Source organism: Arthrobacter sp. NicSoilC5, from assembly GCF_019977395.1.
Classification (GTDB): domain Bacteria; phylum Actinomycetota; class Actinomycetes; order Actinomycetales; family Micrococcaceae; genus Arthrobacter.
Genome location: NZ_AP024660.1, coordinates 3,515,346 through 3,528,986, shown reverse-complemented (window position 1 = coordinate 3,528,986; position 13,641 = coordinate 3,515,346). Strand labels below are relative to the sequence as shown.

General features: G+C 65.4%; 14 protein-coding genes and 3 tRNA genes. 2 read left to right on the top strand and 15 right to left on the bottom strand.

Going from position 1 to position 13,641, the window contains the following annotated elements; all coding sequences use genetic code 11:
- Position 1 precedes the first annotated feature (1 nt).
- The 5 genes from LDO22_RS16570 to LDO22_RS16550 all read right to left on the bottom strand — a co-directional run bounded on the left by LDO22_RS16570 (position 2) and on the right by LDO22_RS16550 (position 4,687).
- A complete protein-coding gene (locus tag LDO22_RS16570) occupies positions 2 to 1,057 on the bottom strand; it encodes a LacI family DNA-binding transcriptional regulator (RefSeq protein WP_224024677.1) in 1,056 nt (351 codons plus the stop codon).
- A gap of 154 nt (positions 1,058 to 1,211) precedes the next feature.
- Positions 1,212 to 1,460, bottom strand: a complete 249-nt coding sequence (locus LDO22_RS16565; RefSeq protein ID WP_159633630.1) for a hypothetical protein — start codon at positions 1,458 to 1,460, stop codon at positions 1,212 to 1,214.
- The gene (locus tag LDO22_RS16560) at positions 1,457 to 2,356 is read right to left on the bottom strand and encodes a carbohydrate ABC transporter permease (RefSeq protein WP_159633633.1); all 900 of its coding nucleotides are present in this window, start codon (positions 2,354 to 2,356) and stop codon (positions 1,457 to 1,459) included. Before LDO22_RS16560 ends, LDO22_RS16565 begins: the two co-directional genes overlap by 4 nt.
- Positions 2,353 to 3,390, bottom strand: coding sequence for a sugar ABC transporter permease (locus LDO22_RS16555; RefSeq protein ID WP_159633636.1), 1,038 nt, complete (start codon positions 3,388 to 3,390; stop codon positions 2,353 to 2,355). The genes LDO22_RS16560 and LDO22_RS16555 overlap by 4 nt, the downstream gene beginning before the upstream one ends.
- A 7-nt stretch (positions 3,391 to 3,397) precedes the next feature.
- Entirely contained in the window at positions 3,398 to 4,687 is a 1,290-nt protein-coding gene (locus LDO22_RS16550; protein WP_224024675.1) for an ABC transporter substrate-binding protein, read from the bottom strand.
- Positions 4,688 to 4,827: 140 nt separating this feature from the next.
- Between LDO22_RS16550 and LDO22_RS16545 the strand changes: the two genes are divergently transcribed.
- Positions 4,828 to 6,636, top strand: coding sequence for a glycoside hydrolase family 13 protein (locus tag LDO22_RS16545; RefSeq protein WP_224024673.1), 1,809 nt, complete (start codon positions 4,828 to 4,830; stop codon positions 6,634 to 6,636).
- Between the two features lie 35 nt (positions 6,637 to 6,671).
- Here the strand turns inward: LDO22_RS16545 and LDO22_RS16540 are convergent, their stop codons facing one another.
- The 9 genes from LDO22_RS16540 to LDO22_RS16500 form a co-directional block, all read right to left on the bottom strand.
- A complete protein-coding gene (locus tag LDO22_RS16540) occupies positions 6,672 to 7,283 on the bottom strand; it encodes a hypothetical protein (protein ID WP_224024671.1) in 612 nt (203 codons plus the stop codon).
- The gene (locus LDO22_RS16535; RefSeq protein WP_159633649.1) at positions 7,280 to 7,918 is read right to left on the bottom strand and encodes a hypothetical protein; all 639 of its coding nucleotides are present in this window, start codon (positions 7,916 to 7,918) and stop codon (positions 7,280 to 7,282) included. The genes LDO22_RS16540 and LDO22_RS16535 overlap by 4 nt, the downstream gene beginning before the upstream one ends.
- Positions 7,915 to 8,295: a hypothetical protein gene (locus LDO22_RS16530; RefSeq protein ID WP_224024669.1), complete on the bottom strand. Its 381-nt coding sequence runs from the start codon at positions 8,293 to 8,295 to the stop codon at positions 7,915 to 7,917. The genes LDO22_RS16535 and LDO22_RS16530 overlap by 4 nt, the downstream gene beginning before the upstream one ends.
- On the bottom strand, positions 8,292 to 8,483 hold the full coding sequence (locus LDO22_RS16525; RefSeq protein WP_159633655.1) for a hypothetical protein: 192 nt from the start codon (positions 8,481 to 8,483) through the stop codon (positions 8,292 to 8,294). The genes LDO22_RS16530 and LDO22_RS16525 overlap by 4 nt, the downstream gene beginning before the upstream one ends.
- A complete protein-coding gene (locus LDO22_RS16520; protein WP_224024667.1) occupies positions 8,480 to 8,929 on the bottom strand; it encodes an Asp23/Gls24 family envelope stress response protein in 450 nt (149 codons plus the stop codon). Before LDO22_RS16520 ends, LDO22_RS16525 begins: the two co-directional genes overlap by 4 nt.
- A 199-nt stretch (positions 8,930 to 9,128) precedes the next feature.
- Positions 9,129 to 10,721: a glycoside hydrolase family 68 protein gene (locus LDO22_RS16515; protein ID WP_224024665.1), complete on the bottom strand. Its 1,593-nt coding sequence runs from the start codon at positions 10,719 to 10,721 to the stop codon at positions 9,129 to 9,131.
- Between the two features lie 495 nt (positions 10,722 to 11,216).
- Positions 11,217 to 11,292, bottom strand: a tRNA-Phe gene (locus tag LDO22_RS16510).
- Between the two features lie 48 nt (positions 11,293 to 11,340).
- Positions 11,341 to 11,414, bottom strand: a tRNA-Asp gene (locus LDO22_RS16505).
- A gap of 91 nt (positions 11,415 to 11,505) precedes the next feature.
- Positions 11,506 to 11,578, bottom strand: a tRNA-Glu gene (locus LDO22_RS16500).
- A gap of 164 nt (positions 11,579 to 11,742) precedes the next feature.
- Between LDO22_RS16500 and LDO22_RS16495 the strand changes: the two genes are divergently transcribed.
- Positions 11,743 to 12,759, top strand: a complete 1,017-nt coding sequence (locus LDO22_RS16495; protein WP_224024664.1) for a PHP domain-containing protein — start codon at positions 11,743 to 11,745, stop codon at positions 12,757 to 12,759.
- Between the two features lie 42 nt (positions 12,760 to 12,801).
- Here LDO22_RS16495 and LDO22_RS16490 read toward each other — a convergent pair whose 3' ends face one another.
- Positions 12,802 to 13,485: a thioredoxin domain-containing protein gene (locus tag LDO22_RS16490; RefSeq protein WP_224024662.1), complete on the bottom strand. Its 684-nt coding sequence runs from the start codon at positions 13,483 to 13,485 to the stop codon at positions 12,802 to 12,804.
- Positions 13,486 to 13,641: the final 156 nt, after the last annotated feature.

Below are 13,641 nucleotides of genomic sequence, written 5' to 3'. Positions count from 1 at the left end.
GTTACAGGTTTTGGGGCGGCGCAGTGGTGCGCCGGATGATCAGTTCGTGGGGGGCGACGGCGGAACGCACCGCCCCTGCCTCGCCATCCAGTTCGTCCAGCAGCATCTTGGTGGCCAGTTCGGCCTGCTCGTCCGGGCGTTGCCCCACGGTGGTCAGGCCTATGGCATCGGCAAAGTCGTGGTTGTCGATGCCCACCACGGACAGTTCGCCGGGAACGCTGACGCCCAAGCGGTTGGCCTCAAAAATGACCCCCATGGCCATTTCGTCCGAGGCACAAAAGATGGCGGTGGGCTTCTGCCCCGGCCGGGACCACAGCCGGCGCAAGGCTTCCTGGCCGCTGCGGACGGTGAAGTCCCCCCACTCATCCCATTCCGGCCGCGTCGGCAGCCCGGCCGCCGCCATGACGTCCTTGAAGGCCAGGATGCGCACCCGGGGGACGTCGAAGTTCAGGTCGGTCTCGTCGTCGCCATGCAGCAGGGCGATGTCCCGGTGGCCGAGGTCGATCAGGTGCCGGACCGCGGTTGAGGCGGCGGCGTAGTCGTCGATGCCGATGTACGGGCATTCCTCAACGTGCCCTCCCACCACAATCAGGGGTATATCGATCTTCTGCAGGTGCTCAATCTCCTCGTGGCTGAGCGCCATACACAGGACCAGCAGGGCATCGATCTGCTTGTAGACCATGGTCTTGCTGAAAAGCCGTTCACGGTTGCTTCCATGGCCGCCAAGGTTGAACAGCGAGAGATTATAGTGGCGGGCGTGCAGTTCCCGGTCGGCGCCCTCGATGGCTTTGGAGAAGAACCAGCGGCTGACGAACGGGGCCAGGACGCCGATGGTCTTGGTCCGTCCGGTGGCCAGGCCGGAGGCCGACGAAGACGCCACGTAGCCCAGGTCCCCTGCGACTTCGAGGATCTTCTTCCGGGTGGCCGGCGAAACCCGCGGCAATCCGCGGACGGCCCGGGAGACTGTGGCTGTTGAGACTCCGGCGGCAGCCGCCACGTCCTCGATGCTGACGCCGTTATGGCCGCCCCGCTGGGACCTTTCCGTTGTCCGTGCCACCGTGTCCCCTCTTTAACTCCTTTGCGGCGTAGGGCCGGCCGGCCCTGCGTTTACCCCGGCCCTGTATTTTTCCACTCCGCGGGCAGGCAGTGTTAACTGGTCCGCTGGCTGCGTAGGCACCAACCATCACGGCGGCGGCCCGGCGCCGACATTCCTACCTGCGGGCGGGGAGTTTCCGGCGCAGCCGCACCATGCCATACAGGGCCAGCAAAGTTGCCAGCAGTCCCAGCGCCCATCCAAGGGCAGGCTGGGCAGTTACTTCCATCCACACGGTGACCACCAGGAGGACCAGTGCCCAGAATGCGAGGAAGCCAATGATGATGTCGAAGTCCTCACCCGAGCGGACCAACCGGCTGCGGTTTCCCGCCCCCGGGATGCGGGGGCGGGAACCGTTGTCCGTCACTTGACTGCACCTGCCGTGAGGCCGGCGACAATCTTGCGCTGGAAGACCAGCACCAGGATCACCAGCGGAATGGTGACAATGGTGCCTGCGGCCATGATGGCCGTGTACGGGATCTGGTTGGGCTGTGCACCGGCGAAGTTGGCGATGGCCACCGTTACCGGCTGGGTTGCGTCGCTGGACAGCTGGCTGGCAATCAGGAACTCATTCCACGAGGAAATGAACGCCAGGATTGCGGTGGTGAAGATTGCCGGTGCAGCCAGGGGCATGATGACCTTGCGGAAGGCCTGTCCCTGGGTGCAGCCGTCCACGCGGGCCGATTCCTCAAGCTCCCAGGGCATTTCCCGGAAGAACGAGGTCATGGTGTAGACGGTCAGCGGGAGCACGAAGGAGATGTTCGGGATGATCAGCGCCTGGTACGTCCCCATCCAGCCGATGTTGGTGAACAGCTGGAAGAGCGGTGTGATCAGGGCAACGCCGGGGAACATGGAGGCTCCCAGGATGAAGCCGAGCACCAGGAACTTGCCCTTGAAGTTCAAACGGGCCAAGGCGTAGGCCGCGAACACACCGATCAGCAGCGAGACGGCCGTGACCACCCCGCCGATGAACACACTGTTCAGCAGAGCCTGGCCGAACCTGTTGCCGAAGGACGTGTCAAAGGCTGTCGTGAAGTTGTCCAGCGTGACGTGCGTGGGAAGGATCGAGGTGTCGTACGTGAAGCCCACCTCGCGGAACGCGGTGACCACCATCCAGTACGCCGGTGCCAGGCACCAGAGCAGGATGATGGCGGCGCTCAGGTAGGTCCGCCCCTGCGCCCACTTTTCCCGGTTCTGCGCAGCCTTGCGGCCCTTGTCCTGGCGGGCCCGGAGTGCCGAGGCGTCTGCTGTTGCCGTGGTCATTTCTTCCCCTTTCCTGTGGCGCCACTCTGCTCAACCACGTTTGCCCCGAGGAAGCGGACAAAGATGAAGGCGACGAGGAAGATGATGATGAAGGTGATGGTGGACAGCGCAGCCGCCGCATTGAAGCCTTGCCTGATTTGGTTGATCACCAGGATGGACAAGGTGGTGGTGTTATTGGCACCGCCGGTGAGGATGTACGGCAGGTCGAACATGCGCAGCGCATCCAGCGTACGGAACAGGATCGCCACCATGAGGGCCGGCTTGACCAGCGGAAGCGTGATCAGCCGGAACCGCTGCCAGGCAGTGGTTCCGTCCACCTTGGCTGCCTCGTAGACTTCTGCCGGGATCATCTGCAAGCCTGCCAGGATCAGCAGCGCCATGAACGGCGTGGTCTTCCATACGTCGGCGATGATCACGGCCCACTTGGCCGGCCACTCGCTGCCCGTCCACAGGATAGTGGTGTTGAACAGCTTGTTGGCGATGCCTTCGAAGGCGAAGATAAAGAACCAGAGCTTGGCCGTCACAGCGGTAGGGATGGCCCAGGGCACCAGCACGGCGGCGCGGACCAGGCTGCGTCCGCGGAACGTGCGGGCCATGATCATGGCCATCCAGAAACCGAGGACGGTTTCCAGTGCCACCGTTACCACCGTGAAGAAGAACGTGGTGGCCGTGGCGGACCAGAACTGGCCGCCCAGGGTGCCCGGCGGGCAGGCGACGGTTCCGCCGCCCGGCGCCGAACACTGCTGCGCCAGCCAGTTGACGTAGTTCTGAATTCCCGCCGGGCCGCCCGCGGTGAAGAGGCCCGTGGCCGGATCCAGGCCGGCATCCTTCTGGAAGGACATGACGATGGCGCTGATGATCGGGTAAACGATCACCACGGCCAGGGCGATGATGGTGGGGGCGAGGAGCCAGGAGGCCCAGCGCCCCTGGCTTGCAATCCTGTTGTCCTCCCCCACGCCCTTGGGCGCGTGATGGACGGGGGTACCGCCCGACGCCGGTGACTTGACCGGCGTCGGGCCTAGTTCGGTTGCCATGGCAGAACTACGATCCCGCACCGGCGGATTCGATGGACTTCTGCATGTCAGAGAGTGCGGTTTCCACGGACTTTTCTCCCTTGATTGCGGAGTAGGCGTTCTCTTGGATTGCCTTGGTGACAGCCGGGTAGAACGGCGTAACGGGACGCGGTACGGCGTTTTCGATGGACGTCTTCAGGACCGGCAGGTAGGGCAGCTTGGCAACGAGTTCCTGGTCCTCATACAGCGAACCAAGCACGGGTGCCAGCGAGCCCTGAGTGGCGTAGAACTTCTCGGTTTCGGCCGAGGTCATGAACTTCATGAAGTCGAGCGCGGTGGCCTTGTTCTTGGAGTAGACGCTGGTGGCGAGGTTGTGGCCACCCAGCGAGGAGGCACCCGGGCCGCTCTTGCCCGGCAGGGCTGCCAGGCCGGTCTTGTCCTTCACAGTGGATGAGCCTTCAGTGGTGATCAGGTTGAACGCGTACGGCCAGTTGCGGAGGAACAGGAGCTTGCCGCTCTGGAAGGCCTGCCTGCTGTCCTCTTCCTTGTACGTGATGGCTTCCTTGGGGATGTTGCCGTCAGCGTAGGCCTTCGCCAGGTTGCCCAGGCCGGCCTTGGCCTCGGCGGTGTTCAGGTCCGGCTTTCCATCCTTGTTAAGGACGGATCCGCCCGCGGAGTTGATGGCCTCGGAAGCATTTACCGTGAGGCCCTCATATTTGCTGAACTGGCCTGCGTAGCAGCCGATGTTGTTCTCCTTGGCGATGGAGCACATGCTCATCATCTCGTCCCAGGTCTTGGGCGGGGTGGGGACCAGGTCCTTGCGGTAGTACAGGATGCCGCCGTCGGAGGTCTGGGGAGCCGCGTACAGGGTGCCCTTGTACGTGGCGCTGTCCACGGTGGGCTTGAGCATGGCGCTGGTGTCGATCGCCATCTTGTCCTTCAGCGGCTGCAGCCAGCCCTTCGCTGCGAACTCCGCGGTCCAGACAACGTCCACATCCACGACGTCGTAATCGGACTGCTTGGCCTGGAAGTGCTGGACCAGGTCGTCGTGCTGCTGGTCCGCCTGGTCGGTCTGTTCCTTGAAGGTGACCTTTTCGTTCGGGTGGGCCGCATTCCACTTATCGACCAGGGGGCGGACAACGTTGCTGTTGTCCTTGCCCTGGACATACGTGATGGGGCCGCGGCCGTCGAGGTTGGCGTCAGCGTCGCTGCCCCCACCACCCGTGGTGCCCCCTCCACCCCCGCCACCGCAGGCGGACAACGTAAGGGCCAGAATGCCGGCAGTGGCAGCCGGAAGCAGGAATCTCGGGGTTTTCATTAGCTTGAAGCTCCTCGCTGAGTGACAAGTAAGTCGACAGTGCGCTTGCTAGGTGAGGTTGATGTGGTGACCATCACACTAGTAAGGTTGCTGTCTGCAATGCAAGCGTTTACATCAAAAAGTTATCAGAGGGGAACCAAATGCCCGATCCGTCCGTTCCCGCGCCGCGTCCAGCCTCCTCTGCCTGGTGGGCCGACGCCGTGGTCTACCAGATCTACCCCCGCTCGTTCGCCGATGGCAACGGCGATGGCATGGGCGACCTGGGCGGCGTCACCGGCAGGCTTCCCTACCTTCGCGCCCTCGGGGTGGACGCCGTCTGGCTCTCACCCTTCTACAAGTCGCCGCAGGCAGACGGCGGTTACGACGTGGCGGACTACCGCCAGGTGGACCCCCTCTTCGGCTCGCTGGCCGACTTCGACACCATGTTGCAGGAAGCTCACCGCCTCGGCCTGAAGGTTATTGTGGACCTCGTTCCCAACCACACCTCGGATGAACATGCATGGTTCCAGGAGGCGCTGGCGTCCGCCCCCGGGAGCCCGGCACGGGACCGGTATATCTTCAGGGACGGCAAGGACGAGGTGCCGGGATCCGGCGACGGCAACCGGGCTCCCAACAACTGGAAATCCATCTTTGGCGGGCCGGCCTGGAGCCGCGTGAATGAAGCCGACGGGTCACCGGGCCAGTGGTACCTGCACCTCTTTGACACCCGGCAACCGGACCTGAACTGGGACAACCCGGAAGTCCAGGAGGAGATGCGTTCAGTGCTGCGCTTCTGGCTGGACCGCGGCGCCGACGGCTTCCGGGTGGACGTCGCCCACGGATTGGTGAAGGAGGCAGGGCTTCCGGACTGGGAGGGCGTTGCAGCCATGGTGGAGGGAACCTCCGGACCCCACCGGGAAAGCCACCTGCCCGGTGATGCGCCGCACGCCCACACCGATGCCGAGGAACCCCACAGGGCAGTATCTCCCATGTATCCGCCGTCGCCCTTTTTCGACCAGGACGGGGTCCACGCCATTTACCGGGACTGGAACCGCGTCCTTGCCGAATATGGCGGGGACCGCATGATGGTGGCCGAGGCCTGGGTGGAACCGGCCGAGCGCCTTGCCCGCTATGTCCGGCCCGACGAAATGCAGCAGGCCTTCAACTTCGATTTCCTGCTGGCAGGGTGGGATGCCGAGCGCATGGCGGACGCCATCGACGCATCCCTGGCAGCGGCAGCATCAGTGGGGGCCCCGTGTACGTGGGTCCTCAGCAACCACGACACCGTACGGCACACCACCCGGTTTGGCCTCAAGGATCCCACGACGTTCCCGAAAGGCATCGGCCCCGCCGACGAACAGCCGGACGCGGCGCTGGGCCTTGCGCGCGCCCGTGCCGCCACGCTGGTTGAGCTGGCGCTGCCTGGGTCCGCCTACCTCTACCAGGGTGAGGAACTGGGACTTCCCGAGCACACTGCGCTTCCCGACTCCGCCCGGCAGGACCCCACATTCTTCCGGACGGGTGGAGCTGAAATCGGGCGTGACGGCTGCCGTGTCCCGCTGCCGTGGGTCCAGGACCAGCCCGGGTTCGGATTCTCCGGGGCACTCTCCGCCAACGCGTCCGGGCCCTGGCTTCCCCAGCCGGAAAGCTTTGGCCCCTTGGCCTCGGACCAGCAGGATGGCGAGGAGGGCTCAACCCTTGAGCTCTACCGGGCAGCGCTGGCCTTCAGGTCAGCACAGCAAATGGGCAGCGGCAGCGTGGAATGGACTGATGAACACGCGCCGGACACTGGACTGCTGGCGTTCCGGAACGGGGATGTGGTGGTCCTGTCCAACATGGGCTTCGCCTCCGCCCCTGTGCCGGAGGGCTACACCGTGGCGCTCTCCAGCGGTCCCGAACCGGCCGATGAATGGGCCGCGATGCGGGAGGTTCCCGTGGACAGCACCGTGTACCTTCTGGGCGGCCGGTAGCAGCAGGGTGCCCGGGCTGCCCGTGCAGAGGCAGTTCAGCGGACGCGCTCTGCCCGGCTGAAGCGTGTCCGCGCCCCGGCCCCGATGTGGATGAGGACAGGAATCTCCTTGCCCACAACGGACTCCAGGGCGTCCAGGAGCCCGGAGACCTCGGCTGCGAGCAGGTGCGGGGCCACCCCTTGGCGTGGCAGGAGCCGGACCTTCAACGCCGGGGAACCTTTCACGTCGTAGGTGGTGACGGTGGCGCCTGCCAGGTCCGGCCGTCCTTCAAGGGCCTGCCGGAGGGCCTGCTCGGCCACCCCGCCGCCGATCCGGACGTCCCCGGGGATCTCTCCGGGATCGTATTCCGCGGCCAGCAGGTTTGACCGGCCCTTGCCTTGCTGGGCGATCCAGGCAACCATGAGCCCCATCAGTGCCAGGAGCGCCAGCGCCACGACGATCCACAGCCAGCTCTCCGGCCGGCCCGGGAACCGGGTGGAGTCGAACAGCCGGCTGACACCCTCCCAGGCTCCGCCGGACCAGGAATGCCACCAGGAGCCCACCGGGGGCACAGTTGCCAGCAGCACCAGGAGGAGTCCGGTGCCCAGCAGGATCAGGCCCAGCACGGTGAGCAGGATGCGGTTGAGCAGTGCCGGGGTGCTGTTCATGCTCCGATCACCCCGGTCGGGGTCACATTGACGCGCGGAACAGGGGCCGGCTCCAGCAGCATCTGGTCCAGCTCATCCCGCACCGCGCCAAGGACACGGTCCGCGTCCACGGGTACACCGGAGGTTGGCCGGACGTTCACCAGCACCTGGCGCTGGGAGACAACCACCATGACCTGGTCGGGGGTGACGTTGGCGGCCAGCCGCGCGCGCCGGGCGATCGAGGAGGCGACGACCTCGTCATCCACCACCACGGCCGGGAGTCCCTCGCCCGGGGCGCCGGCCAGGAGATGGCGGGCACGTTTCCCGGGAAGGATTCCGTTGAGCAGGAAAACCAGGCCCAGCATGGCCAGCACACCGCCGATGGCCGCCAGCAGCAGCGGGGGGATTCCGGCGGGCAGGTCGACGATGCGCTGGGCAGCCACCTGCGGCTCGATCAACCAGGCGGGCTGCCCCACGGCGTGAACGCCGGACTCGAGGACGCCGTAGCCGGCCAGCACCAGGACCAGGACGGCGGCCACGACCGACACCACGGCCCTGGAGGAATGGGTTTCGCGGTAGACCACCCTGCGCATGTCCGGGCCGTTGCTTCTCCGGGATCCGCTGTTGGCCCGGCGGCTTTCCACGCTGCTGCTCACCGTACCCGCCCTCCTGTACTGATCTTTGCCCCGCTGACGCGGATGTCCACCCGGCTCAACTGCGAGCCGCTCAGTTCCGAGACCCTCGCCAGGATGCTTTCCTTGGCCTTCACCGTGCGGTCCCAGATGGATCCGCCGGCGATCCCGACCCTGGCAGCGTCCAGCACCACGGACTGCAAAGGCGGGATGCTGATGGGAGTGACGAGGGACAAGGCCAGCAGGCCGTCGTCGTCCGTCCAGTCCGCGCGCACGTCCTGGGCGTCGACTCCCAGCGCCTGCGCCGCAGCCGCCTTGGCAAGGCTGGTCAACGCCTGGGTGCTGATCCGGTTATGGCCGCTGAGCGCCTGCCCACGCACAACGGGCGCGGGCGAGCTCATGAGGAGGAGCGCCGGCCGGTGATGGCATCGAATATGCCGCGCAGGTCCAGCTTGCCTTCGGCGGCACGGCCCAGGAGCGCCCCGATGGCCATGAAAAGTAGGGAAACGAGAAAGCCCCACAGCCCGAACTGCAGGGACATGAATGCCACGAACGCGCCCATGGCCGTGCCTGCAACGGTGAGGTTCACAGCAGCGCCTCCCGTTCGGGAGCAACCGGCGCGGTGGTCTTGACGGGCGGCGGCACGTAGACGTCCGTGATTTCGACGTTCACCTCGATAACCTGCAGCCCCACGAGTTCTTCAACTGCCCGGTAAACGGCGGCCCGGACATCATTGGCCAGGGCGTGCAGGGGCGTTCCGTAGCTGGCCACCAGGGTGATATCCACGGCTACCTGCGTTTCGCCCACTTCCGCGTGGACGCCGGCGGCATGATCGGAACTTCCGACCGCATCACGGATGGCGCCCAGGGCACGGGACGGACCCGAACCGAGGGAGTAGACGCCGGGGACCGAGCGCGCGGCGATCCCCGCCACTTTTGCCACGGCGGTCTCGGAAATTACGGTCCGTCCCGGACCGGGAGCCGGACTGGCGGCAGGACGGCTTGGCACCACGGGTTGCGGGTTCTGGTATTCCATCAGGCACTCCCCCTTCTGTTGGTTCCACCCTATAACCAGGCTGCGGCACATGGGCTGGAAAACCCCGCGGGCGGGCCGCATCGCATATGGCGTTCCGCGCCGGGGTAATTCCGCGCCGGTTAAAAGGAACCAGGCGGGAAGCCCCTGGGGGCTCCCCGCCTGGATCACGTGCGGCGACCAGCCGCTGGTGCGTGAGGACCTACTTGTAGAGGCCTTCGCCGCCAACCCTTACATTGGTGGGCAGGTAGCCGAACGGGCCCAGGCCGTTCCGGCCAAAGTTCCTGTCCACCTGGGACACACCGTTGCGGAAGTTGATCTTCACGGTCGGTGACAGGGAGCCGCCGCGGACGCCGTTGACGTTGTCGATGAAGGACTGCACCAGGCCGCCGGGCTGCACGTAGTGCGAATATGCCTGGAACTGCCGGCCGTTCTGGTTCGGGGTGGGTGCCTCAGGGGACTCGGACGGAAGGTTCAGGTCCGTGGGCGAACCCAGGGCCAGGCCGCTGTTGTTCATCGGCTGGTAGTCCGAGCGGATGCCGTCGCCCACGAAGCCGTACACGCCGTCGGGACCGCGCATGCCTGCCGCGTAGGTGAACTGGTGGCTGATGGTGAACAGGTAGTACTTGTTCTTGCCGTTTTCATTCTGGATGAAGATCTGCGGACGCTCCGTCTGGTCGTTCACGCAGTTGCCGGAAAGGATGGGCGGAAGGAAGGACCACTTGGTCAGGTCCTTGTTGTCCGCCACTGCCAGCCCCACGTTCGCTGTCTGGAAGTAGGCGCCGCTGTTCTGGACGTCCGTTACGCTTTCCGCATGGGGCTCACCGGGGCGGTAGCCCAGGTCCTCGGCCTTGCACTGGTAGTCGCCGCGCTTTGCTGCGGTGTTGCCTTCGAAGACCATGTACGTCTTCCCGGGGTGGGCCGGGTCCACGAACGTGTAGGGGTCCCGGAATGCGAACCCGGCGTTCTGCGCCTTGGTCTGGTACATTTTTCCGTCCGGTTCCAGCAGCTTGGTGTGCTGGAACCCGTCGAACGTGACGCCGGTCTGGTCGGCGTGGATGTTTCCCAGCGCCTTGGCGATCACAGCGTCCGGGGCGATTCCGCCGCCGCCGGCGTTCCGCTCGGCCACATCGTAGAACGTGGTGGCCGTGTAGAAGACGTTCACGTGGTTGCCCTGCATCAGGCGCGTGGAACCGGACCATTCGGTGTTGCCGATGGAGGTGTTGTCCAGGAACAGGTGTCCGCCGTAGTTCCACTTGTCCTTGGCCGGGTCCGCGTTGGTCTTCCGGAAGAAGTAGCCAATCCGGGCGTTCCAGTGGCGCTGGTCGAAGCCGTAACCGGCGTGCCGGTCAGCGACCAGGGAGAAGATGACGTCCCAGCCCTTGTAGCTGATCTGGTTGGCGTTTTCGTCCGTCAGGGACCAGGTGTCCCAGACCCAGACGTCGTCGTTCATGGCGGGGAAGTCCTGCGGGATTTCCGGCATGGTGACGTCCGGGCTCATGGAGTTCGCGCCCGGGGCGACGGTGGAGTCGCTCTGTGCCATGATCTGCCGGGCGTCTGCGCGGGTCCACTTGGAGGTGAAGTCCGACGCCGGGTCGAAGGCCTGCTGCGTGTGCTGCGTGGGCAGGGGGAAGCCTGGGGCGGGGGCCGGCATCTGCTGGACGGCAGGCGGGTCGGAAGGCTCGTTGGCCTGTGCCGCGGGGACGGCCAGGAAGGCCGAGGCGGCCAGGGTTGCCGCCAGCGCTGCGGCGCCGGTGCGCCACCGCAGCAGCCGGTGTTGGGGGTGCTTGTGCATGTCTTGCTCTTCTCGCGGAGTTGTAACTTTTCGTGGAAGGCGGGCGTGTGCCCATAACCCCGAAACCAACCGCGGCCCCGGCAACACCTCTGGCGTCATCCGGGACGCCGTTGTGTTGTGGGGGTTCAGGCCTGGGTAGGGCCTGTCCGGCCGATGGAAAGCATGCTGTCCTCCGGCCGCGCTCAACCGTAGACGGGGTGGAGGGAGCACTTCAAACCCTGTTTCGGGAGCCGGAACCGGTTACCGCCCAGTAGAGTGCAAGCGCTTACGCAAGCCATTGCGCGCGCGTGCCACACCCCGTCGGCAGGGGTCAAATGTTTCGTTGGGTGCCCAAAGATTTCTTTCGACGGTGGCTGCGATGTTGCGTTAGCCACAGGGCGGACACTCATACGTGGCGGAAGGCCGCGTCAGGGGCAGAGGCGAAGCCTGGTCAAGGTTGCCCGAACCGGTGTTAAAGCAGAAAAGCACCAGTTCCGAAGAACTGATGCTTCCCAGTGGTGGCTCCGACCGGCGTCGATCCGGTGACCTTTCGATTTTCAGTCGAACGCTCTACCAACTGAGCTACAGAGCCTAGGTGACTAGTCACCATGACAGCCGGAATTTCTTCCAACAATCAGAGCGACCCTGACGGGACTTGAACCCGCGACCTCCGCCGTGACAGGGCGGCGCGCTAACCAACTGCGCTACAGGGCCTTGCGTTTCTTGCTTTTGCAGTATCTCTACCGCTTTTTTCAAGGCTTCCAGCCTACCAGACTTTTTTAGCCTGTTTGACCAGTTCCTTGCGTACCCCCAACGGGATTCGAACCCGTGCCGCCGCCGTGAAAGGGCGGTGTCCTAGGCCGCTAGACGATGGGGGCCAGAACCCGTTCGGAACAAAATAAAAGGCGTCAAGCGGGGCTTTCCGTCTTTGTCCTCTGCGTTTCTCCGAACTGGACTCTAAAACTATAGGGGCTAACCGGGAATATTCCAAAATCGGTGAAAAACCCCGCCGTTTGGCCCCGGGACGGGTCAAGATAGACGGATGGATGCCGTCGACGCGCTCAATGAGATCGCTTTCTGGCTGGAGCGCGGACGCGCGGCCACGTTCAAGGTCCAGGCTTTCCGGAAGGCGGCCGCCGCCATCAGCCCCCTCGGCCCCGCGGAAGTAGCCGAACGCGCCCGGAGCGGCCGGCTCAAATCCATGAAGGGAATCGGCGACCGGACCTACGCGGTGATCCGGCAGGCCGTGGACGGACAGGTCCCTGACTACCTGGCGGACCTCAGGGAGAAGGGTGCCCAGCCGCTGGCATCGGGCGGAACGGAGCTCCGGGCGGCGCTGCGTGGCGACCTGCACAGCCACAGCGAATGGTCCGACGGCGGCTCCCCCATTGAGCTGATGGTGGCGGCCGCTGAGGTGCTGGGCCGCGAATACCTGGCCCTGACTGACCACTCCCCCAACCTCACCATCGCCAACGGGCTGTCCGCCGGGCGCCTGCGGGAGCAGCTGGACGTGGTGGCAGGCATCAACAGCAACGGCGGGGCCACCCGGCTGCTGACGGGCATCGAGGTGGACATCCTGGAATCCGGCAGCCTGGACCAGGACCCGGAGCTGCTGGACCGCCTGGACATCGTGGTGGCCAGCGTCCACTCGAAGCTCCGTGCGGACCGGAAAACCATGACCACCCGCATGCTCGGGGGCATCCGGTCTCCGCAGACCAACGTCCTTGGCCATTGCACGGGACGGCTCGTTGAGGGCTCGCGCGGGACGCGGCCGCCGTCGGAATTCGACGCCAAGGAAGTCTTCGCAGCGTGCGCGGAACACAACGTTGCCGTTGAGATCAATTCCCGCCCGGAGCGGCAGGACCCGCCCGATGCCCTGATCCAGCTGGCACTGGACGCCGGGTGCCTGTTCTCGATTGACAGCGATGCCCACGCACCGGGACAGCTGGATTTCCTGCAGTACGGTGCCGAACGGGCAGCCCGCAACAACGTTCCGGCAGACCGGATCATCACCACCTGGCCGGTGGACAAGCTTCTTGCCTGGGCCGCCACGAAGTAGGGCGGCCTCGCTTCGGGGCAGCGTCGGCGGGGCTGACCGCCGCTACTTGACGGCGTCTGCCAGCTTCTGGCGGAAGTCCGCCTTGGTGGACAGCGTGAGCTTCTCACCGTTGAGGAAGAACGTGGGTGTGCCGGTGACGCCGAGGGCGTTGCCGTCCGCGATGTCGGCCAGGATGCGGTCCTCGGTCTTCTGGTCGGCCACGACGGCATCGAACTGCGCCAGGTCCAGCCCCAGCTGCCCGGCGTAGGTGCGGAACAGCGGCGCCTGGGACTGCTGGCTGCCGGCCCACTGAGACTGGTTTTCGAAAAGCTTGGCGGCCATCTGCTGGTACTGGCCCTGCTGCGCGGCCGCTTCCGCCGCCAGGGCAGCCTGGCCGGAATTGGGGTGCGCAGAAAGCGGGAAGTACCTGTTGACGAAAGTAATCCTGTCCCCGAACTCCGCCTTGAGCTCCTCCACGAAAGGATGGACTGCACCGCAGGACGGGCACTCGAAGTCCAGGAACTCCACCAGCTGGGCCTTCTCCTCGGCAGGCGCAGTGAGGCGGTGGCTGTCGGCACGAACCAGTTGCTCAGCACCCGCGGCCGGAGGCGCCGCCTGCTGGGGCTTCGTTGCGGCAAAGATGGCGTACCAGGCAACGCCGCCCAGGACGATGAGAGCCAAGGCGATCCAGATGATCTTCCTGACAAGGCGCGGGGTGTCACGGCCGGGAGCCGAAGGAGAGAACATGGTCCGCATCCTAGCCCGCGGGCACCCACATGGCCGATTTCCGCCAGTTCGGTGCCTGCAGCAGCCGTACATTTGACTCATGCCTTCCACCAGCCCCGCCCGCCAGCCCCTGGCTTCCCCCGCCGCAGCACCCACGCCCGTGAAGGCCCTTGGCGT